The following is a 21,486-nucleotide window of genomic DNA, read 5'->3' as shown; positions in this document are numbered from 1 at the left end:
GCGCCCCCGCGGCGGGCGGCGGCGGGAACACGGGCGGGTCGACGCCCGCCCCACCCGCCGCGGCCGGTCCGGCGATCACGTCGCAGCCGGTCCCGCAATCGGTCGTCGCGGGCCAGGCCGCCACCTTCGCCGTCGCCGCCGACAGCACGACCGTGAGCTACCAGTGGCAGCGCGACGGCAAGGACATCCCGGGCGCCACCGGTCTGACGTACACGCTGGCCCATCCACAGGCCGCCGACAACGGCAGCACATTCACGGCCGTCGCGACCGGGCCGCGCGGCAGCACGGCCAGTACCGCGGCGGTGCTGAGCGTGTCGGTGCCGAAAGGGCTGGCGCTGGTCGCCGGCACGCCCGGCGGGCCCGGCACCCTCGACGGCACGGACGGCCGCCTGGCGCTGCCCGGCGTCCTCGCCATCCAGCCGTCGGGGGCACTGTACCTCGTCGACGCCGTCGCCCTCTCTCCCTTCACGCCGGGCGTGCGTGCGATCGACCTCGCGACCGGCGCGATCGCCACGCTGGTGCGGAACCCGGCGCTGCTCGAGGCCCTCGCCATCGCCGTCGACCCCGCCGGCAATCTCTACGATGCGGCCCGGCCGACCGGGACGGCCACGGCGATCTACCGCACGGCGCCGGACGGCACCCGCACGCTGTTCGCCGGTGCCGCCGACCAGGCGGGGAACGCGGACGGACCCGGCGCGAGCGCGCGTTTCACCGACGCGCGCGGCCTCCCGATGGACGCCGCCGGCAACCTGTACGTCAACGACGGCGGCAAGACGATCCGCAGGGTCGCGCCAAACGGCACCGTCGTCACCCTGGCGGGCGGCGGCGGCGGCGACATGAACGACGGCACCGGCGCCCAGGCGGCATTCCAGCAGATCGGTGCGATCGCGGCCGACCGCGCCGGCAATCTGACGCTGATCGACAACGGCGTACTGCGCAGGGTGTCGGCGGCCGGCGTCGTGACGACGCCCAGGCTCGTCTTCGCCGACGGCGGCACCGCGTACCTGGGCGGCTGGACCCTTGCGGTCGACGGGGCCGGCAACGCCTACGAGCGAGAGTCCGATTACCCGCCGCGGATCCGCAAGATCGCGCCGGACGGCACGGTGACGACCCTGGCCACGCTGCCCGCCTCCGGATCGAGCGGCACCTATTACACCAACCTCGTGGCCGACGCAGCCGGCAACCTGTACGTGGGCGACGACAGCAGCCAGGTCATCCGCCGCATCGCGCCCACCGGCGCCGTGACCGTGTTCGCCGGGCGTGCCGCCGCCCAGGCCAACGTCGACGCGACCGGGGCCTCGGCGCAGTTCGCGCTGACGCCGGCCCTCGCGGCCGACGCGCACTACGAACTGGCCACCGACGCCCAGGGCAATATCTACGTGGGCGAAGTCGACCGCGTCCGCAAAGTGACCCCGGGCGGCGCCGTCACCACGCTGTCCCTGCCGCCCGGGAATCGCGCGACCAGCTACTACCCGACCAGCGAGGCCGTCGACGGCAGCGTGCTGGCGGTGTCGAACGGCGTCATCTCGCGGATCGACGCGGCGGGCGTGTCCCATTTCATCGCCGGCCAGGCCGGGGTCGCGGGCGTCGCGGACGGCGTGGGGGCGAAGGCAAGCTTCACGACACCGCAGCGGCTGGTGGAGGACGGGCTCGGCAACATCTGGCTCACGGACACGGTGTACGGCCCGATGACCGACGTGGGCGTCAAGGTCTATCACCGGAAGATCGCGCCGGACGGCACGGTCACCACCCTGGCCGACGACGCCGTCGGCATCGTGTACTGGGGCAAGGGCGGCACGCGCTGGGGCCTCGATGCGGACCGGAACGTGGTCAGGATCGCCGCCGACGGCACGCGCGCCGTCGTGCGCCGGTCGCGCGGCATCGACGAGCAGATCACCGGGATGACGGCCGACCGCGGCGGCAACCTGTACCTCGCGCTGCGCGAGGGGGCGGAGCTGTACTCGGTGCGCAAGATCACGCCGGCCGGCATCGAGACCGTCGTCGCGGGCAATCCGGGCGCCGTCGGCGTGCGCGCCGGCACGCCGGGCAGCCTCGGGCCGATCGATGCCATCACGACCGCGCCCGACGGCACCGTCTACGTGATGAGCGAGGGCGCGCTGGTGCGCATCCTGCAGTAGGGTTCCGTTTCCGCGCACAAATGAAAAGCGCGGGCTGTTCAGGATGTGTACGATTGTTGTTTGACCAAACAATCGTTTCAGTTCCATGGCCGGCGAGAACCATTGTCCGCAAGATACGGCACCCGCCTGCGCGCGGCACGCGGGCCGGGTGCCGTCGTGACGGAAAGGCGGACATGACCGACGAGCAGCCCGCGCCCGGCGAGGACAAGGACGAGAACGACGACGGCAAACCAAAGGTCTCGCCCGAAAAGAAGCGCAAGATCCGCACCGCGCTGATCGCCGGCGGCGGCGTCCTGCTGCTGGCCGGAGCGGGCTGGTACGCCTACCACGCGCTGGTCGGCAAGTACCACGAGACGACCGACGACGCGTACCTCCAGGCCGACGCGGTGACGGTGTCGCCCAAGGTCGGCGGCTATGTCGACGCCGTCCTCGTGCGCGAGAACCAGGACGTCGCGGCCGGCCAGCCCCTCGTGCGCATCGACCCGCGCGACTACAACGCCCAGGCCGAGCAGTTCCGGGCCCAGGTCGACATCGCCAGGGCCAACGCGGACGCCGTGCGCGCCCAGATCGCCGAGCAGGAATCCAGCGTCGCGGCCGCGCGCGCCCAACTGGCGGCCGCGCGCCAGGCGGCCACGTTCGCCGCGGGCGAGGCGCAGCGCTATGCGCCGCTCGTCGCGATCGGGGCGGAAAACGCGCAGGCGCTGGCCGACCGGCGCAACCAGGCCGCCCAGGCCGCCGACCAGGTGGCCGCGCAGCGCGCCGCCCTGGCCAACGCGGAAAAGCGCATCGCATCGCTGCGCGCCCAGGTGCGCCAGGCCGAGGCGCAGGGCGAAGCGGCGGCGGCCCAGCTGAAGGCGGCCGGCGTGAACCTGCAGGCGACGACGGTCGCCGCCAGCATCGCGGGCCGCATCGGCGACGCCACCGTGCGCCTGGGCCAGTTCGTGCAACCGGGCGCGCGGCTGATGACGCTCGTCCCCGTGGCCAGCCTGTACATCACGGCGAATTACAAGGAAACGCAGATCGGCCGCATGCGCGTGGGCCAGCCGGCCGAGATCAAGGTCGACGCACTGCCGCACGTGAAGCTGCGCGGCCGCGTGGACAGCATGGCGCCCGGCACCGGCGCCCAGTTCTCGCTGCTGCCGCCGCAAAACGCCACCGGCAATTTCACGAAAATCGTCCAGCGCATCCCCGTGCGCATCGCGCTCGACGCCAGTCCCGAGGTGCGGCAGGTGCTCGTGCCGGGGCTGTCCGTCAAGGTCACCGTCGACACCAGCGACGACAAGGATGCCATCAAGGACGTACGCAAGGACGAGAAGGAGCACCAACGGCGCGAGGACCGCCGATGAGCGGCGCGCAGCGGGCCGACGCCGCCGCCTGGCTCGCCGTGGCCGCCGGCACCCTCGGCGCGCTGATGGCCACGCTGGACATCTCGATCGTGAATTCGTCGCTGCCCACGATCCAGGGCGAGATCGGCGCCAGCGGCACGGAAGGCACGTGGATCGCCACCGGCTACCTCGTCGCCGAGATCGTGATGATTCCCCTGTCCGGCTGGCTCGAACGCGTGTTCGGCCTGCGCACCTTCCTGCTCGCGGTGGCCGCGCTGTTCACGGCGTTTTCCGTGATGTGCGGCCTGTCGACGTCGCTGGCCATGATGATCGCCGGCCGCGTGGGCCAGGGCATCACGGGCGGCGCGATGATCCCGACGGCGCAGACCATCATCGCGACGCGCCTGCCGCGCAGCCAGCAGCCGATCGGCACCGCGATGTTCGGCGCCACCGCCATCCTCGGCCCCGTCGTCGGGCCGCTGATCGGCGGCTGGCTCACGGAAAACCTCAGCTGGCACTACGCGTTCTTCCTCAACGTCCCGATCTGCATCGGCCTCGTCGTGCTGCTGCTCGTCGGCCTGCGCCACGAACCGGCGCGCCTGGACATGCTGGCCGACGCCGACTGGCTCGGCATCCTCGGCCTCGCCGCCTTCCTCGGCGGGCTCACGGTGGTGCTGGAAGAAGGCGAGCGCGAACAGTGGTTCTCGTCGCCTTCGATCGTCTGGATCAGCATCCTGTCGTTCGCAGGCTTCGTGCTGATGATGATCGGGCAGCTGACGGCGCGGCGTCCCGTGATCCAGCTGCGGCTGCTGCTCGACCGCCAGTTCGGCAGCGTCGTCGTCATGGGCATCACGGTGGGCATGGTCATCTACGGGACCTCGTACGTGATCCCGCAGTTCCTCGCCGCCATCGCCGACTACAACGCGCTGCAGGCGGGGAAGATCGTCGCCCTCGGCGGGCTGCCGGCGCTGCTGATGATGCCGCTCGTGCCGCTGCTGATCCGCTGGGTCGACATCCGCCTGGCCGTCGGCTTCGGCCTGTCCGTGCTGGCATTCAGCGCATGGCACGAGACCGACCTGACGGCGCAGGCGGCCGGCGCCCAGTTCGTGTTCTCGCAACTGTTGCGCGGGGTCGGCACGATCTTCGCGATGGTGTTCCTGAACCAGGCCGCGATCCAGTCCGTCACGCGCGACCACGCGAGCGACGCGGCCGGCCTGTTCAACGCGGCCCGCAACCTGGGCGGCTCGCTCGCGCTGGCCGGCATCGCCGTCATCCAGGACCGGCGCCTGTGGCTGCATTCGCGCCGGCTGGAAGAGACCCTGGACGCCAACCGCGTGGCCGTCGGCGACTATCTCGCCGCGCAGGCGCACGGCCTGGGCGGCATGCCGCAGGCGCTGCGCAGCCTCGCCGGCACGATCCGCCTGGAGGCGCTGACGATGACCTACATCGACCTGTTCTGGATCCTGGCCGTGTTCATCGCCTGCGTGATCCCGCTCGTGCTGTTCCTGCGCCCGCTGAACACGGGCGCGCCCATCGCGGGCCATTGACGCCGCCGGAGCCCCGCATGCGACGACACATCGTTCTCGTCCTTCCCATCGCCGCGGCGCTGCTGGGCGGCTGCCGTACCGTGGGCCCCGACTATGCGGGCCCGCCCGCCGCCCCGCCGGCCGCCGCGTTCGCGCGCGCCGGCGGCCAGGCCGGCGCGACCCCCGGCGCCGCGCCGTCGCGCTGGTGGACGGCGCTGGGCGACCCGGCCCTCGACCGCCTGGAAGAACAGGCGTTGCGCGCGAACCCGAATCTCGACGTCGCGCGTGTGCGCCTGCGCCAGGCGCGCGCGGCCCTGCGCGGCGCGCACGCGGACACGCTCCCGAACGGCACGGCCACGGCGCTCGCCGCCCACGCGCGGCTGCCGCCGGCGGGCGCCAGGCCGGGCGGAAGCGGAAGCGGCGGCGGCTTCCAGCTCCCGCCGTCGCTGACCCTGTACAGCGTCGGCTTCGACGCCAGTTGGGAAATCGACCTGTTCGGCGGCCAGCGCCGCGCCACCGAGGCGGCAGCGGCGAGCGCGCAGGCGGCCGAGGCGGGCCTCGCCGATGCGCAGGTGAGCCTCGCGGCCGAAGTGGCGCAGGCCTACGTGCAACTGCGCGCCACGCAGGCCCGCATGGCGCTGGCCGGCGCCGCCGTCGCGCGCCAGCAGCGCATCGTCGACCTGACCCGGCGGCGCGTGCAGGGCGGCACGGCGTCGACGCTGGACCTCGTGCGGCTGCAGGGACAACTGGAAGCGACGCGGGCCGAGGCCGAACCGCTCGCCGCCCAACTGGACGCCAGCCGCGACGCGCTGGCCGTGCTGGCCGGCGCGGCGCCGGGCGCGCTCGACGGCGCGCTGGCCGCCGCCGGTCCCGCCACGGTGGATGCCGTGCCGCTGCCGCCGGCCAGCGTCCCCGTCGGCGATCCGGCCGGCCTGCTGCGCCGCCGGCCCGACATCCGCGCGGCCGAACGCACGCTGGCCGCGCGCACGGCCCAGGTGGGCCAGGCGGAGGCGGCGCGGTTTCCGCATCTGACCCTGCTCGGCCTGATCGGCATCGGCGGCACCCACCTGTCCGACCTGGCGCGCCTGGACGATTACTCGGCCATCGCCGCGCCGCGGCTGACCTGGAATGTCCTCGACTTCGGCCGCAACGGAGAGCGCGTCGACCAGGCCGAGGGCGTGCGCGCGGAGGCCGAAGCGCAGTACCGCGCGGCCGTGCTGGATGCACTGCGCGACGCCGAGGATGCGCTGGCGCGCTTCCGCCAGGGCCGCACGACGGTGGCGACCGTCGCGCGCGCCCGCGCCGCGGCCGCGCAGGCGGCGACGCTGACGCAGGCACGCCGGCGCGCAGGCACGGCGAGCCTCATCGACGTGCTGGACACCGAACGCCAGCTGCTTGCCGCCGACCAGAACCTGGCCGCCGCCCGCGCGGCATTGACCAGCGACTTCATCGCGCTGCAAAAGGCGCTGGGCCTCGGCTGGACCGCGGCCGCGCCGTAGCAGCGGATCCTTGACGAACGCGAAATATCGGTGTTACTGTACTACCCGTACTAGTACAGTGAATGAACCATGAACCGACGTCCCCCTTTGATGCTGCAGATCGTGACCGGCGACCCGCGCCCGATCACCCGCCAGATTACCGACGGAATCAAGCGCCACATCGCCAGCGGCGAGCTGGTGCCCGGCGACGGGCTGCCCAGCGTGCGCGGACTGGCCCAGCAGCTGGCCATCAATCCGAACACGGTGGCCAAGGCCTATGCGGAGCTGACGGCGGAAGGCTGGCTGCTGGCGCGCACGGGCCTGGGCCTGTTCGTGGCCGAGCAGCGCCAACGCCTGTCGGACGCCGAACGCGAACGCCGCTTCGGCGAGGCGGTGGACCGCTTCGTCAGCGCCGTGATCGGGCTCGATTATGCGCAGCAGACCATCCTCGACCGCATCGCGGCCGAGCTTTCCCACTACGCGACCAAACATTCCGCATGAGCGACTACGCCATCGATACCAAGGACCTGTGCCTGTCCTACCAACACAAGCCGGCACTCGACCGCCTGACACTGCGCCTGCCGCGCGGCGGCATCCACGCCTTCGTGGGCGCCAACGGGGCCGGCAAATCGTCGCTGTTCCGCGTGCTGCTCGGCTTCGAGCCGGCCACCACCGGCAGCGCGCGCATCCTGGGCCATGACTGCCACCGGCTCACGCCCGCGCTGCGCGCGCGCATCGGCTTCGTCAACGAGGAGCACACGCTGCCGGCCTGGATGCGCGTGCGCGACCTCGTCGCCATGCAGCGGCGCCAGTACCCGCGCTGGAACGACGCCCGTTACGACGAGGTCGTCGGCCATTTCGACGTCGACCCCGGCCAGCGCATCGGCGGCCTGTCGCGCGGCGAACGCGCGGGCCTGAACCTGGGCGTCGCGCTGGCGCAGGGCCCGGACCTGCTGATCCTCGACGAGCCCACGCTGGGACTCGACGTCGTCGCCAAGCGCGCCTTCCTGGAGGCGATGCTGCAGGTGGCGCTGACCGATGCCGGCAACACGGTCGTCTACTGCTCGCACCAGATGGACGAAATCGAGCGCGTGGCCGACAACCTCGTGATCCTGGAACGGGGCCGCATGCGCTACATGAGCGGCCCGGACGACTTCTGCGACCGCATCCGCATGTGGGTGGCCGCGTTCCCGGCCAGGGTGCCGGAGATCCGCCAGCTGCCCGGCGTGCTGCAGGTCCAGGTGATCGACCACCTGACCCACGTGGTCGTGTTCGACCAGGACGACGGTTTCGGCACGCGGCTCGAGATGCTCGGCGCGCAATCCGTCCACGCCATGCCGCTCGGCCTCGACGGCGCCGTCAACGCCTTCCTCGCCCATGGCCACGCCCGTCCCGCGGCCATGCCCGCCGCCGTCCCTCTTGCCGCATAAGGATCTCCCATGCCCGAATTCTTCCTGGCCGAACTGCGCCGCTTCCGGAACGGCGCCGCCGCGTTCGGCCTGGCCAATCTCGTCGCACTGACCGTCCTGCAGCAGATCGTCGACGTGCCCAACGCGCCGGTGGGCCTGCACATCATCATGCTGGGCTTCTACATGCTCTCCGGCCTTGCGCTCGCCGTCTTCCAGTTCGGCAGCTACCGCCAGCCGAGCCGCTGGATCTGGCTGCAGCACCGGCCCGTGCACCGCGCCCGGCTCCTCGCGGCGCTCGTGCTGGCGGCCGTCGCGCTGATCGCCCTCGCCGTGGCGCTGCCGCTGTGCGCCGCGCTGCTCATGCAGGACCATTACACGCGCGGCGTCATCGACGCGCGCCACTACGCCGGCGCTGCTTACCTCGCCCTCTCGGCACTGTGCGCCTGGCTCGCCGGCGGCTACATCATGCTGCACCGGAGCCGCTGGGCCTTCGTCGTCCTCGTGCTGCCCGTCGTGCTGACGATGCGCCTCGCGACCGCCGCGACGGTGCTGGGCCTGACGGTGGCCTGCGTCGCCGTGCTGCTGGCGCTCCTCTACACGGTGTTCCGCCCCAACCGCAGCGCGGCGGACGACACCGTCGCCACCGCCGCGTCGGCCATCCCGCTGCAGGTGTGCTGTTACGTCGCCCTGTTGTGGGCCGGATCGATGCTGTACCAGGCGGGCCTGGTCGCCGCCGGCGCCCATCCGCAGGTGCGGGAACCGGCGCTGGCCGGTGGCCTGACCGAAACGCGCCGTTTCAAGCCGGTGGAAACGCTGCGGGCCGGCCTGGCGGGGAGCGCGGACCCGCGCGCGGCCGCGTGGCGCGCCGCGCTCGACCCGCATGCGATCGCGAGCCTCGCGCCGATCTTCCGCCAGTACGGCGTGCGCGACCTGATGACGACGCAAGGCATGGCCCGATTCGTCCAGGGCGAAACCATCTGGACCTTCAGCCACGACCGCATGCTGTTCCGCGGCGTCGACGCGCGCAACCGCACCGACCAGGGCGTGTTCGGCGCGGGTGGTCCCGGCACGCGCGAGCGCTTCGATACCGTGCCCGAGACCCTGGGCGGCATCCATGGCGTCCAGTGGTTCTTCGACGCCCACAACCTGTACCGCGTCGACGAGCCGGGCATGCGCCTGCGCCACGTCCTGCGCGTGGACGGGCAGGAACAGCTGGGCGCCGTCACCGTGCTGGAGCAGCGCATCCTCGTGCTCACCAACCATCGCCTCGCATTGCTCGCACCGGCGACCGGCACGCCGTCGTCTTCGGCCGACGTGAGACTGCCGCTCCCGTTCGGCGATCTCGATCGCGTGTACGTCGCCCAGGTCGCGGAAGGCATGCTCGTCTCCTTCGTGTACGGCCACCGCGAGTTCGACGGCGCGCTGCCGGCGCAGCAGATCACGTACCTCGTCGACCCGTCGGCGCGGGTGCAGGAGGTGGGACGGCGCGACCTGGCGCACGACTTCGCGCCGCTGTACGAGCACCGGGCCTGGTGGCTCTCGCCGGCGCTGCACGCGCTGGTCGAGCTGCCCGACCTGCTCATCGACGCCGGCGCCATTCCCGACTACGGCCTGAACCGCTTCGCGCCGCTGCTGCAGGCGCGGCCGGCGACCGTCTGGGCCGCCGCGCTCGCGGCCGCGCTGCTGGCCGGCGCCGGCGCCGTCTGGTGGACCCGGCGCACGCACCTCGGCCGCACGGCGCGTGCCGTGTGGTGCCTGGCGTGCCTGCTGCTCGGCGTGCCGGCCCTGCTGTCGCTGATGATCCTGCAACCGCGCCTGCGCGGCGCGCCCGTGGCCGCGGCCGCGCCGGAGCGGTTGCCGGTCCGGGCGGGCTGATGAAAAGATGACAAAGGACTTCCTGGCGCATTTATACTGCCGGTTTTACCCGCCGCCAAGGAAGTCATGACCCGTCTCTCCCTGCCCGCACGCCTGCCCCTGCTTACCCTGCTGGTGGCTATCGCGTGCTCCGCCCTGCCCCCGGCCGCCGTCCACGCGGCCGACGACGCCAGGCCCGCCCCGCGCGACCTGCGCGAGACGTACACCAAGTACGAGTACCGCATCCCGATGCGCGACGGCACGAAGCTGTTCACCGTCGTCTACGTGCCGAAGGATGCGTCGAAGGCCTATCCGTTCCTCATCAACCGCACGCCGTACAGCGCGGGCGTCCAGGCCGAGGGCGAGCTGCACTACGGCGAGGACTGGTATCCGAAGCAGATCGGGCCATCGAAGGAATTCGAGGACGCGGGCTACATCTTCGTCAAGCAGGACGTGCGCGGCCGCTACATGTCGGAAGGGAAGTGGCAGGAGATGACGCCGCACGTCAACCCGCGGCGCGCCGCCGGCGAAGGCCAGGAAAGCCAGGACATGTACGACACGATGGAGTGGCTGCTCAAGAACGTCCCGAACAACAACGGCAAGGCCGGCATATGGGGCATCAGTTATCCGGGCTTCTACACGTCGGCCAGCATCATCGACTCGCACCCGGCCATCAAGGCCGCGTCGCCGCAGGCGCCCGTGACGGACCTGTACATGGGCGACGATTCGTACCACGGCGGCGCCTTCATGCTGGCCGCGAACTTCGGTTTCTATGCGTCGTTCACGGAGCAGCAGAACCCGACGCCGCTGCCGAAGACGTGGGCCGACTTCGACTACGGCGCGGCCGACGCCTACGACTTCTTCCTCGAGCACCGCACGCTGCCCCGCATCCTCGGCACGCTGACGGACAGGCAGCGCGCCCTGCTGGCGCCCACGATCGAGCACGACACGTACGACGCGTTCTGGCAGACCCGCGCCATCGCCCCGCACCTGAAGAACGTGAAGGCGGCCGTGCTGACGGTGGGCGGCTGGTTCGACGCGGAGGACCCGCAAGGTCCGTTCACCACCTACCACGCCATCAAGAAGTACAACCAGGGCAGCTTCAACGGCCTCGTGATCGGACCGTGGGTGCACGGCGGGTGGGCGCGCTACGACGGCAGGCAGCTGGGGCGCGTCTCGTTCGACAGCAAGACGGGCGAGTACTTCCGCCAGCATATCCAGTTCCCGTTCTTCGAGCAGCAGCTCAAGGGCGTGAAGCCCGCGCAGCCCATCGCGGAAGTGACGGCCTTCGAGACGGGCAGCAACGTGTGGCGCCGCTACTCGGCGTGGCCGCCCGTGCAGGCGCAGGCACGCACCTTGTACTTCGGCCCGCACGGCACGCTGACGTGGCAGCAGCCGCCGGCGGCCGGCGGCTTCGACGAATACGTGTCCGATCCAGGCAAGCCGGTGCCGTACATCGGCTACCCGGCGACGTCCGTGCCGCAGGAATACATGGTGTCGGACCAGCGCTTCGCCGCGACGCGCCCGGACGTGCTGGTGTACCGGAGCGCCGTGCTGGAAGACGACGTCACCGTCGCCGGCCCCGTGACACCGCGGCTGTTCGTCTCGACCACGGGCACCGATTCGGACTGGGTCGTGAAGCTGATCGACGTCTACCCGGCCGACTATCCCGCGGGCGACCAGCCTGCGCGCGGCAGCGACGTCGCGCCGCCGCGCGGCACGATGGCCGGCTACCAGCAGCTCGTGCGCGGAAATCCGCTGCGCGGCAAGTTCCGCAACGGCTTCGAGAAGCCGGAGCCCTTCGTGCCCGGCAAGGTCGAAGCGATCAGCTACCACCTGGGCGACGTGAACCACACGTTCCGCCGCGGCCACCGCATCATGGTGCAGGTGCAGAGCTCCTGGTTCCCGCTCGTGGACCTGAACCCGCAGACGTTCGTCACGATCCCGCAAGCGAAGCCGGAAGACTTCAAGGCCGCCACGCAGCGGGTCTACCACGCCGCGCAGACGCCGTCCGGCCTGCAGCTCCTCGTGCTGCCCGCGCACTGACGCCGCGGACGGACGTCACGCCCCGATGCGCACGCTGCGCGTCACGGCGCCCGTGGCGTCCATCTCGTCCAGGTAGGCGCAGCGGCGGCCGTCCTGCTTGCCGCGGTACAGCGCCCGGTCGGCCAGCGCCACGGCGTGCTGCCAGTCGATGGCGCCGTCGCCGCCAGCCGGCAGCGTCAGCGCGCCCGCGGTGATGGTCACGTCGACCCGCTGGCCGTCCGCCGTCGTCACGGCGCCGTCCGCGACGGCGGCCAGCAGCGCGCGCACGAGCGCCGCGTGGCCGGCCGGATCGCCGCCGTCCACGTGGACGAGGAATTCCTCGCCGCCCCAGCGCAGCGCGAGTCCGCGCTCGGCCACGGTGGCGCGCAGCCGGCGCGCCACTTCCACCAGGACCTCGTCGCCGGCCGTGTGGCCGAGGCCGTCGTTGATCGCCTTGAAGTGATCGATGTCGAGCAGGATGAAGCAGTGGCTGGCGCCCGGCGCGCGCGCGGCCATCGCAGCGCGGAACGAGCGCCGGTTCAGGAGGCCCGTCAGCGCATCGTGGGTCGAGTGGAACGCCAGTTCCTCGTTCAGTTCGCGCAGGCGGCGGCTCGTGCGCACCGAACGGCGGTACAGCACCCAGACGAAACCGCACAGCAGCAACGCCACCCCGGCGCCGGTCGAGGCGATCAGCTGCCACACACGGCGCTTGCGGATCTGGACATCCTTCATCGCGTTCTCGCGGCGCAGGCTCTCGATCTGGATGGCGCGGCGCTGGGCCTCGAACTGCTCCTGCAGCACCTTGGCCGTGTGCTCGTGTTCCGCCGCGGCCAGCCTGGCCGCCACCTCGCGCTGCTCCTGCAGCGCCTGCAACGCCTGGCGCACGAGGCCGGCCTTGTCCAGCATGCGGCTTTTTTCGAGCAGCACGTTCGCCATGTCGGGCAAGGCGCCGTCCGCACGCTGCTCGGCCAGCACGCGGTCGATGTACGCGAGGCCCTGCGGCAGGTGGCCCTGCCCGGCCAGCGCGAAACCGAGGTTCGCCTCGGCGATGCGCCGGGTGGCCGGGTCGCCCGCCTTCGCGGCGAACGGCAGCGCGGCGCGCGCGGCGCGCTCGGCCTCCACGTAGTTGCGGTCCTCGAGCCAGCTGTCGGCGATGTTGCCGAGCGCGTTCGCTTCGAACAGCGCGAGGCCGTGCGCGTGCGCGATGGCGAGGCCCTTGTAGTAGGCGGTGCGGCCCTGGTCCGGGTGGCCCTGCATGACGTGGGCAATGCCCTCGATGACGAAGCGCCGTGCGGCCGACGGCGGCGGCAGCGCCCCGCCGTCCGGACCGATCGCGGCCAGCGTGGCCAGCACCTTGTCGGGCGAGCGCGTGTACACGTAGACCTTCGCGATCGCCAGCAGCAGGCCATTCGCGCTCGTCTCCAGCAGCTCCGGATGCCGGCGCGCGATCTCCAGCGCCTTCAGGTAATGGCTGTGCGCGAAGTCGTACTGCCCCAGCTCGAGGTAGCCGTCGCCGTAGGCCTGCTGCAGCGCGGCCGTGAATTCCGGATCGCGCAGGTCGGCGTGGCGGATGTCGATGTCGTTCACGGCGGCCAGCGCCGTCGACTGGCCAAGGCCGCCCGTCGCGCCGGCGCGCGCCAGCCGCCCGAGCGCCGTATTCAGCGCGTCGCCCTGCGCCCGCGCCATCCGCACGATCCGCTCCGCGACCTGCCCGGCCGCGGCGGTGTCGCCGCGATCCGCGTACGCGCGATGCAGCAGCTTCAGGTACGCGATGCGGTCCGCGTACGGGCCCGCCATCGCATCGCCCTGCGCCGCCAGCAGCGCCGGCAGCGCGCCGGCGTCGGCCGCGCGCACGAGGCGTTCCAGCCGCGCCAGCTCCGCGGCGCCGCCGTCCGCCCGCGCCCCCGGCGCCGCGCACCCCAGCGCCAGCAGCAGGGCCAGCGCAGCCCTGGCGGCCCGGCGGCCGGCGGCGTGATTCGGATGGGATGGGCTCATGGTCGTTCGAAGTGGACAGGACCGGCAACGCGTGTGCGGGGCCGGACAAGTCCACTATAGCATCGGCGACGCCGGATGCTTTACGACGGGCAACTATTTTTCAGGATGCGTCGTCGAATCCAACACATTCTTGCCAGACATGCATGATTCTCGGTACGGAATGCCGCACATCATCGTCATTTCCGTCAATGCGCAGGCCATGCGCCTGGCCATGCCGGCAAACGCTAGCGCTTGTTCAGGGCCGCCACCGTGGCGGCCAGCGTGGCGCGCGCCTGCTGCCACGGCGTACCGGCAAGCGCCTGCGCGCACTCGGCGCACGGCTCGAACGGATTGCAGGCATGGGGGAGCTCGACGTAGTTGGCGCCGACGACGGGCCTGGCGGCGGCCGAATCGACGCGCCCGCCGCCGTCTCCCTCCTTGAGCCATTTCTGGAAGGGGTCGAGCGCGACGCCGGCCGGCACGTACCAGCGCTTGCGGCCGGGATTCCAGCGGGCGCCGAGGGCGCGGGCTTCGTCTTTTTCTGCGTAGGGAACGTTCAGGAAAGTCATCTGGCTTCTTCGTCGGGCGGCCGCGCATGGCGGGCGCCGGCGCGGGATGCCGATCCTAACCGATCCGGCGCCCGCGCGCAAACGGCCGTCATCCCAGCCGCGCCAGCATGGCGCGCAAATCGTCCAGCCGGTAGGGCTTGGCGACGACGTCGTACGCGAAGCCGAGCGCGCCCCGGTCCGGCGCACCGTAACCCGACGCGAACACGACGTGCAGCCGCGGATGCAGTGCCCGCGCGCGGCAGGCCAGGTCGACGCCGGACTTGCCGGCCAGGTCGATGTCGGTGAACAGCACGTCGCACGCCCCATCCTCCAGCCGCGCCAGCGCCTCGTCGAAGCTGACGGCGCCGCGCGCGTCCTGGCCCAGCGCGTCGAACAGGCTGCACGCCATGTCCAGCAGGTCCGGATTGTCTTCCACGATCAGGATGCGGGTGCGGCGCGGCGCGGCCGCCGCGGCTGCGCCCGGACGGTTGGCCAGCACATGCCGCACCTTGCGCGCCAGCTGGTCGCGGCCATAGGGCTTGGACAGCAGCTCGACGCCCGGATCGAGCCGGCCGCCGTGCACGATGGCGTTCTGCGTGTAGCCGGACGTGAACAGCACGGCCAGGTTCGGCAGCAGCGCCTTGGCCAGGCGCGCCAGTTCCGGGCTGCGCATCGGGCCCGGCATGACGACGTCGGTGAACAGCAGGTCGATCGGCAGGCCGCTCTTGACGATGCCGTAGGCGTCGGTCGCATTGTCGGCCTTGAGCACGCGGTAGCCCAGGCTGCCCAGCATCTCGACGACCGTGCCCTGCACGGCCGGATCGTCCTCGACGACGAGCACCGTCTCGCTGCCGCCCTGCGGGGCGACGTCGGACAGGCGCGCGGTCGCGTCCTCGGCCTCGAAGGTGCGCGGGAAGTACAGCCGCACCGTCGTGCCCTCCCCGACCTCGCTGTAGATGCGGAAGTGGCCGCCCGTCTGCTTGACGAAGCCATAGGCCATCGACAGGCCCAGGCCCGTGCCCGCGCCTTCCGGCTTGGTCGTGAAGAACGGCTCGCACGCGCGCTCCAGCACGTCGCGGGCCATGCCGCAGCCCGTGTCGGACACGGCGATCATCACGTACTGGCCCGGCCGCACGTCCGGCTCGGCGGCGACGTAATCGTCGTCGAGCATGGCGTTGGCGATCTCGATCGTGAGCCGGCCGCCGTTCGGCATCGCGTCGCGCGCGTTGATCGCGAGATTCAGGATCACGTTTTCCAGCTGGTTCGGGTCGACCACCGTATGCCACTGGCCGCCGGCACGCACGGTCTCGATGTGGATCGTTTCGCCGAGCGCGCGCCGCAGCAGGTCGTCCATGTCCGCCACGATGCGGGCCGGATTCACGACGACGGGCTGCAGCGGCTGCCGGCGCGCGAACGCGAGCAGGTGCGAGCACAGCTTGCCGCCGCGCTCGACGGCATGCAGCGCCACCTGCAGCAGGTTCTGCACCCGGGGGTCGCCGCCGCGGTGCTGCAACAGTTCGAGGTTGCCGCCCACGACCTGCAGGATGTTGTTGAAGTCGTGCGCCACGCCGCCCGTCAGCTTGCCGATGGCTTCCAGCTTGTGCGAGCGCTGCAGCGCTGCCTGCGCCGCCGTCAGCTCGGCCGTCCGTTCGGTCACGAGCGTTTCCAGCTCGGCCTGATGGTGGCTCAGCGCATCCTGCGCGACCTTTTGCTCGGTCACGTCGCTGCCCTGCACGAAGATGCCGATGACCTGGCCGGCCGGATCGAGCACGGGCTGGTAGATGAAGTCGAGGTAGCGCAGCGCCGGTCCCTGCGCGGGATCGTTGTGCAGCTCGACCGGCACGGCGCGGCCGATATACGGCCGGGCGCTGCGATACACGCTGTCCAGCAGATCGCCGAAGCCCTGGCGCTCGACCTCGGGCAGCACCGCGCGCAGGGACTTGCCGAGCAGGTCGCGGCCGCCCACCAGGCGGCGATAGGCGGCGTTGGCCAGTTCGTACACGTGGTCCGGGCCGCGCAGCACGCAGATGAAGCCGGGCGCCTGCTCGAACAGGCGCTGCAGATGCATCTTGTCGCCCTGCAGCTCGCCCGCCAGCTTGAGCGCCGCATGCGCGTCGGCCAGCGCGCGCGTGCGTTCCTCGACCATGCGCTCCAGTTCTTCCTGCTTGCGACGCAGCTGTTCCTCGGCCAGCACGCGCTCGGTGACGTCGTTCCCCTGCGAGAAAATGCCGACGACGGCGCCGCCCTCGTCGACGATCGGCTGGTACACGAAGTCGATGTAGCGCAGCGTCGCCGGACCGCCGCCGGCCGGCGCGACGGCGAGCGGCAGCGCCTGGCCGACGAACGCCTGGCCGCTGGCGAACACCTGGTCGAGCAGCTCGAAGAACTGCTGTCCTTCCAGCTCGGGCAGCGCAGCGCGCACCGGTTTGCCGATGATGTCGCGGAAGCCCGCCAGGCGGTGGTGCGCCTGGTTCTGCAGTTCGTACACGTGCTGCGGGCCGCGGAAAAAGCATACGAAGCCCGGCGCCTGTTCGAACAGGCGGAGGAGCTCGCGGTAGGGTCGGCTGGACTTGACCTGCTCGACGGACGACAGCTCGGACGCGGCCGCCGGGGTGGCGCCGGCGGGCGCGTTCGTGGCTGGATTCATAAGCGTGAAATCTTACCCTCCGGCGCACCGCGTTGACAATATGTTTACGCCTTGCGTGCGCGCCCGTTGTCGGCGTTGCATGCCCGCGCGCGGCGCGCTTGCCATTGTGTCAAGGCACGTGTTCCACTATGATCGACTTTCCCCATTACCGGACAACGCCATGCCGCTCGACCGCCATCCGCCCGCCATCCGCACCCTGCATCCCGCCGACTGGGCCGTCTACCGTGCCCTGCGCCTGCGCGCGCTGGCCGATGCGCCGGATGCCTTCTGCAGCACGCTGGCGGAGGAATCGCAACGCCCGGACGACGTCTGGGCCGCGCGCCTCGCCGCACCCGCGCTGGGCGCGCATCAACAGGGTTGGCCGTTCGTCGCGGAACTGGACGGCACGCCCGTCGGCCTGGCGTGGGTGAAAATGGAAGGCGCCGGCGCGAGCCTGTACCAGGTGTGGGTGGCGCCCGAGGCGCGCGGCCGCGGCGTCGGCGCGGCGCTCCTCGACGCGGCCATCGCATGGGCGCGCGCACGCCGGGCGCAAGCGCTGCACCTCGGCGTGACGGCGGGCGACGGCGCGGCCGCGCGGCTGTACCGGCGCACCGGCTTCGTCGACGTCGGCACACCCGTGCCGCGCGCGGGCACGGCGCTGTCCGAACAGGCGATGGTGCTGGCGCTGGGAGACGCGTGAGCGCCCCCGCGCCTGGTCAACGGCACAGGGCGTCCAGATTGCCGACCGGTTCGACGGCCGGCAGTCCGGACAGGTCGACCCCTGCATCCTGCGCGCGGCGCTCCATCAGCGCGCCGTTGCCGGAACGCGGGCTCGGCGTGCGGTACGCGGCATCGGACTGCGCCTGGTCCAGCGTCACGTAGCGCGCGCCCGCCGCGTCCATGCGCTTCATCACTTCCGGCAGCGTGGCCGCGCTCCAGGCCCCCATGTGCGTGAGCAGCACCTGCGGGATCATGCGGCCGTACACGCGCTGCGACATGGCCTTCGTGCGCACGAGCTGCTGGTCGACGCGGCGGTAGTAGCTCGCCTTCATGCCCTCGATGGCGGCGTCGTCGCCCTTCGCGAGGCAGCGCGCATACGTTTCCGTGTATGCCCAGTCGTCGAAGCCAAGGCTGACGTCCGCGATGCGGTAGCCGCGCCTGGCCAGCCAGTCCAGCGCGCCGTCGTGGCGCGCGCCGCTGCCGCCCGCATCGAGGAACGGGTAGCGCAGCACGTGCCAGTCCTTGCCGGCCATGTGCTTCTCCAGCACCGCCTCGCCCGCGCGCGCGTCGGCCTCCCAGGCTTCCAGCGACGGCGCCTGCGACAATCCCATGTGGCTGTACGTGTGGTTGCCCAGCGGGTAGCCGGCCTGGCGCCAGACGTCGAGCGCCGCTTCGCTGTGCGGATCCTCGGCGATACGCTTCGCGTTGACGAGCCCCCAGGCCTCGGCAACGCCATGCGCATGCAGCGTGCCCACATACGAACGGGCGATGCCGGCCCAGGTCATCCCCGCGGGCAGCGTGCCATGTGCCGGCAGGTCGTCGGCCGTGACGGCGACGTCGAAACGGTCCGAAGCGGAGGCAGCGGCCGCGCCGGCGCCAAGCAGCAGCGCGCACAGCAAGATACGTGGTTTCAAGGGAGTCCTCTCGATGACATTGTGAGTGTGGGCAATTGGTTCGACCGATGCAATTATTGCCCGGATCGCGTGGCCGAGGCAACGGCCGTAAACCGTTTTATCGTGCCGGCGCGCGACGTGCGCCGGCACGAACGGCGCCCGTATTGACGGGCGTTCTTTCGATCCGGCGATTGACTTTGCTTTTCCCGGCAAGGTACGATGAAATCGATTACAACTACAACCGAACTTCCCTGGAGATCCCATGCATCGTCCCACCCTGCTCGCCTGCGCCGCGTTCCTCGCGGCCGGCACCGCGCACGCCGCCGCCGGCATCGAAGTCAACCAGCTGGGATTCCTGCCCGCCGCGCAGAAGCTGGCCGTCGTGCCGGCCGGCGCGGGCGACGGCGCGTCGCCGCGTTTCACGGTCGTCGACGCGGCAAGCGGCAAGATCGCGTTCGAAGGCACGCTGGGCCCGGCCGCGACGTGGGACGCATCCGGCGAGCGCGTACGCATCGCCGATTTTTCCGCGCTGCGTACGGCCGGCAACTACCGCATCGTCCGCGCGGGCCTGCCGGATTCGCCCGCGTTCGCGATCGGCGCGGAACCCTATCGCGCGCTGGACGCGGGCGCCATCCACGCCTACACGCTGCAGCGCGCCGGCATCGCGCTGGGCGCGCGCATCGCGGGCCCGTACGCGCGCGCGCTCGGCCATCCGGACGACAAGGTGCTCGTGCACGAATCGGCGGCGTCGGGCAAGCGTCCGGCCGGCACCGTGATCAAGAGCCCGAAAGGCTGGTACGACGCGGGCGACTACAACAAATACATCGTCAACTCCGGCATCAGCACGTACACGCTGCTGGCCGCGTACGAACACTTTCCGGCCTGGTTCGACAAGCTCGCCGTGAACCTGCCGGAAGCCGGCAACGGCGTGCCGGACATCCTCAACGAAGCGTTGTGGAATCTCGACTGGATGGTCACGATGCAGGACCCGGCCGATGGCGGCGTGTACCACAAGCTGACGAACAAGGCCTTCGACGGCATGGTGATGCCGGACCGCGCGACCGCCCCGCGCTACGTCGTGCAGAAGACGACGGCGGCGGCCCTCGATTTCGCGGCCGTGATGGCGACGGCGAGCCGCGTGCTGGCGCCGTTCGACGCGCAGGCGCCGGGCCGCTCGCAGCGCTACCTGGCCGCGGCGGAAAGCGCGTGGCGCTGGGCCGTCGCCAACCCGGCCGTCCTGTACCGCCAGCCGTCCGACATCCAGACCGGCACCTATGGCGACGACAAGGTCGACGACGAGTTTTCCTGGGCTGCGTCCGAACTGTATATCGCCACGGGCAAGGACGAATACCGCACCCGCGCCCTCGCCGCCGCGCCGGCCGTGCAGACGGCGCCCGGCTGGAGCGACGTGCGGCCGCTCGGCTGGATCTCGCTCGCGCAGCAGCGCGCGCGCCTGAAGAAGCCGGGCGACGCCGACGGCGCGCGCCGCCAGATCCTCGCCGCCGCCGACAGGCTGCTGGCGCAATGGCAGGCGTCGCCGGCACGCCTGGCGATGGCGCCGTCCGACTTCGTCTGGGGCAGCAACGCCGTCGTGCTGAACCAGGCCATGATGCTCGTGCAGGCTTACCGGCTCACGCACAAGGCCGACTACCTGAACGCCGCGCAGTCGGCGCTCGACTACACGCTGGGCCGCAATCCGCTCGGCATGAGCTATGTGACCGGCTTCGGCGCCCGCGCGCCCATGCATCCGCACCACCGGCCGTCGGAGGCGGACGGCATCGCGGCACCGGTTCCCGGCTGGCTCGTGGGCGGACCGAATCCGGGCCAGCAGGACGCCAGGGATTGCCGCGTCGCGTACGCGTCGAAGGCGCCGGCGACGTCCTACCTGGACAATGCGTGCAGCTACGCCAGCAACGAAGTCGCCATCAACTGGAACGCGCCGCTCGTGTACGTGGCGGCCGCGCTGCAGGCGCTGGAGCGCTGAGCGCGGCCACCCAGCCGGAACGGCAACCGTCCGTGCCGGTCCGGTGCGCCCACCACCGTCCCGGACGCGGGAAGGCAGACCGGCGGTGCAGCACTTAACAGATCGACCCGTATGTACTTTTGCCGGTCGGTACATCGAGACCGAAATAGCAAACGTATCCGTCGCCTTTGTCCCAGATGCAGGCAAGATCGCGCCTGAACCGTATTCGACGATCGGGGCCGGCCCCACAGGTGTCCTTCCTGTCTGGCCCGATCTGGTCGAACAGCTCCTTGGCGAGTGGTCCCTTGAACGTGAATGCCACCTTCATGTTCTTTTTCGTTGGCGGCACGGTATCGCCCAACTCCCCGCCGTATATCCAGTACTCGCCCTTGAGCGGCTTCGGACCAGCGCCCGTAGTCTCCGGCTTCTCCGCAGCCTGAGTCAGAGAGCACAGGGCGAGGGCCGCGGCAATGAATACCGAGCGCGCGCTCATGATGCGTACCTCGGCCAGAGCTCGACGTGGAAGTGGTTATTGTGGCCCATGAGGGACTTGACCCGTGCGCGACCCAGCGCTTTTTGCACTTCGTCGTCGTTGAAATAAACAATTTTCACCCACGGATCATCCAGGAACAGGCGAATTAGTTTGATCGTGGCATCCCGATCATATGCCTTGTCCCTGTACGAGCAGCGCGCGCCTTGACCGGTCATGTAGTCTTTGCGCACCGGACGACAGTCCACCTCGATGCCCAACTGGTGGGACTTGTGGTTGTCGTAGGCAAAACCACCGTCGATGCTGATATTCCCGATACCGAATTTTCGGTCACAAATGGCCTGCCACTCCCGCTCGACCCGAAAAATCACCGTGAGCAGGTTCGGGTGCGCGTACTGCGCCAGGTGGCCTGTCCCAGGTGCATCGTGCAGGGTACCGTACACATAGTATCCGGCCTCCTCGGGGGCTTGGGGCAACATGAAATATCCACGCCGGTCTTTCGGTTGGATTGGAACTC

16 protein-coding genes are annotated in these 21,486 nt (G+C 70.9%); 10 read left to right on the top strand and 6 right to left on the bottom strand.

Annotation, left to right across the window (positions count from 1 at the left end):
- The 8 genes from ASC93_RS16285 to ASC93_RS16250 all read left to right on the top strand — a co-directional run.
- Positions 1 to 2,138, top strand: a 2,138-nt coding sequence (locus ASC93_RS16285) for a hypothetical protein (RefSeq protein WP_200958348.1), incomplete at its 5' end; no start/stop codon positions are given.
- Positions 2,139 to 2,311: 173 nt separating this feature from the next.
- On the top strand, positions 2,312 to 3,484 hold the full coding sequence (locus tag ASC93_RS16280; RefSeq protein ID WP_056444232.1) for an HlyD family secretion protein: 1,173 nt from the start codon (positions 2,312 to 2,314) through the stop codon (positions 3,482 to 3,484).
- On the top strand, positions 3,481 to 5,010 hold the full coding sequence (locus ASC93_RS16275; protein WP_056444227.1) for an MDR family MFS transporter: 1,530 nt from the start codon (positions 3,481 to 3,483) through the stop codon (positions 5,008 to 5,010). Before ASC93_RS16280 ends, ASC93_RS16275 begins: the two co-directional genes overlap by 4 nt.
- 17 nt (positions 5,011 to 5,027) lie before the next feature.
- Positions 5,028 to 6,488: an efflux transporter outer membrane subunit gene (locus ASC93_RS16270; RefSeq protein ID WP_056444225.1), complete on the top strand. Its 1,461-nt coding sequence runs from the start codon at positions 5,028 to 5,030 to the stop codon at positions 6,486 to 6,488.
- Between the two features lie 69 nt (positions 6,489 to 6,557).
- Positions 6,558 to 6,968 carry a GntR family transcriptional regulator gene (locus tag ASC93_RS16265; RefSeq protein WP_056444222.1) on the top strand — a complete coding sequence of 137 codons (411 nt, stop codon included), beginning with the start codon at positions 6,558 to 6,560 and terminating at the stop codon, positions 6,966 to 6,968.
- A complete protein-coding gene (locus ASC93_RS16260) occupies positions 6,965 to 7,897 on the top strand; it encodes an ABC transporter ATP-binding protein (RefSeq protein ID WP_056444219.1) in 933 nt (310 codons plus the stop codon). The genes ASC93_RS16265 and ASC93_RS16260 overlap by 4 nt, the downstream gene beginning before the upstream one ends.
- A 9-nt stretch (positions 7,898 to 7,906) precedes the next feature.
- Positions 7,907 to 9,751 carry a hypothetical protein gene (locus ASC93_RS16255; protein ID WP_056444216.1) on the top strand — a complete coding sequence of 615 codons (1,845 nt, stop codon included), beginning with the start codon at positions 7,907 to 7,909 and terminating at the stop codon, positions 9,749 to 9,751.
- A 66-nt stretch (positions 9,752 to 9,817) separates the two neighbouring features.
- Positions 9,818 to 11,776, top strand: coding sequence for a CocE/NonD family hydrolase (locus ASC93_RS16250; RefSeq protein WP_056444214.1), 1,959 nt, complete (start codon positions 9,818 to 9,820; stop codon positions 11,774 to 11,776).
- A 15-nt stretch (positions 11,777 to 11,791) separates the two neighbouring features.
- Here ASC93_RS16250 and ASC93_RS16245 read toward each other — a convergent pair whose 3' ends face one another.
- The 3 genes from ASC93_RS16245 to ASC93_RS16235 all read right to left on the bottom strand — a co-directional run bounded on the left by ASC93_RS16245 (position 11,792) and on the right by ASC93_RS16235 (position 16,924).
- Positions 11,792 to 13,750: a GGDEF domain-containing protein gene (locus ASC93_RS16245; protein WP_056444210.1), complete on the bottom strand. Its 1,959-nt coding sequence runs from the start codon at positions 13,748 to 13,750 to the stop codon at positions 11,792 to 11,794.
- Positions 13,751 to 13,974: 224 nt separating this feature from the next.
- On the bottom strand, positions 13,975 to 14,298 hold the full coding sequence (locus ASC93_RS16240) for a DUF5710 domain-containing protein (protein WP_056444207.1): 324 nt from the start codon (positions 14,296 to 14,298) through the stop codon (positions 13,975 to 13,977).
- Positions 14,299 to 14,386: 88 nt separating this feature from the next.
- Positions 14,387 to 16,924 carry a response regulator gene (locus ASC93_RS16235; protein WP_056444206.1) on the bottom strand — a complete coding sequence of 846 codons (2,538 nt, stop codon included), beginning with the start codon at positions 16,922 to 16,924 and terminating at the stop codon, positions 14,387 to 14,389.
- Positions 16,925 to 17,084: 160 nt separating this feature from the next.
- Between ASC93_RS16235 and ASC93_RS16230 the strand changes: the two genes are divergently transcribed.
- Entirely contained in the window at positions 17,085 to 17,603 is a 519-nt protein-coding gene (locus tag ASC93_RS16230; protein WP_056444204.1) for a GNAT family N-acetyltransferase, read from the top strand.
- 16 nt (positions 17,604 to 17,619) lie between these two features.
- Here ASC93_RS16230 and ASC93_RS16225 read toward each other — a convergent pair whose 3' ends face one another.
- Positions 17,620 to 18,537, bottom strand: a complete 918-nt coding sequence (locus ASC93_RS16225) for a polysaccharide deacetylase family protein (RefSeq protein ID WP_056444202.1) — start codon at positions 18,535 to 18,537, stop codon at positions 17,620 to 17,622.
- 241 nt (positions 18,538 to 18,778) lie between these two features.
- On the opposite strand from ASC93_RS16225, the gene ASC93_RS16220 reads away from it, so the two are divergent.
- Positions 18,779 to 20,500: a glycoside hydrolase family 9 protein gene (locus ASC93_RS16220; protein WP_056444199.1), complete on the top strand. Its 1,722-nt coding sequence runs from the start codon at positions 18,779 to 18,781 to the stop codon at positions 20,498 to 20,500.
- Between the two features lie 94 nt (positions 20,501 to 20,594).
- Here the strand turns inward: ASC93_RS16220 and ASC93_RS16215 are convergent, their stop codons facing one another.
- The gene (locus ASC93_RS16215) at positions 20,595 to 20,972 is read right to left on the bottom strand and encodes a hypothetical protein (RefSeq protein ID WP_056444196.1); all 378 of its coding nucleotides are present in this window, start codon (positions 20,970 to 20,972) and stop codon (positions 20,595 to 20,597) included.
- Positions 20,969 to 21,448 carry a penicillin-insensitive murein endopeptidase gene (locus ASC93_RS16210; protein WP_056444194.1) on the bottom strand — a complete coding sequence of 160 codons (480 nt, stop codon included), beginning with the start codon at positions 21,446 to 21,448 and terminating at the stop codon, positions 20,969 to 20,971. Before ASC93_RS16210 ends, ASC93_RS16215 begins: the two co-directional genes overlap by 4 nt.
- Positions 21,449 to 21,486: the final 38 nt, after the last annotated feature.

The sequence above is a fragment of the Massilia sp. Root335 genome (assembly GCF_001425685.1).
Lineage (GTDB): Bacteria > Pseudomonadota > Gammaproteobacteria > Burkholderiales > Burkholderiaceae_D > Telluria > Telluria luteola.
Note: the sequence above shows the minus strand (reverse complement) of the source record. Positions and strands in the feature narration are given on the sequence as shown.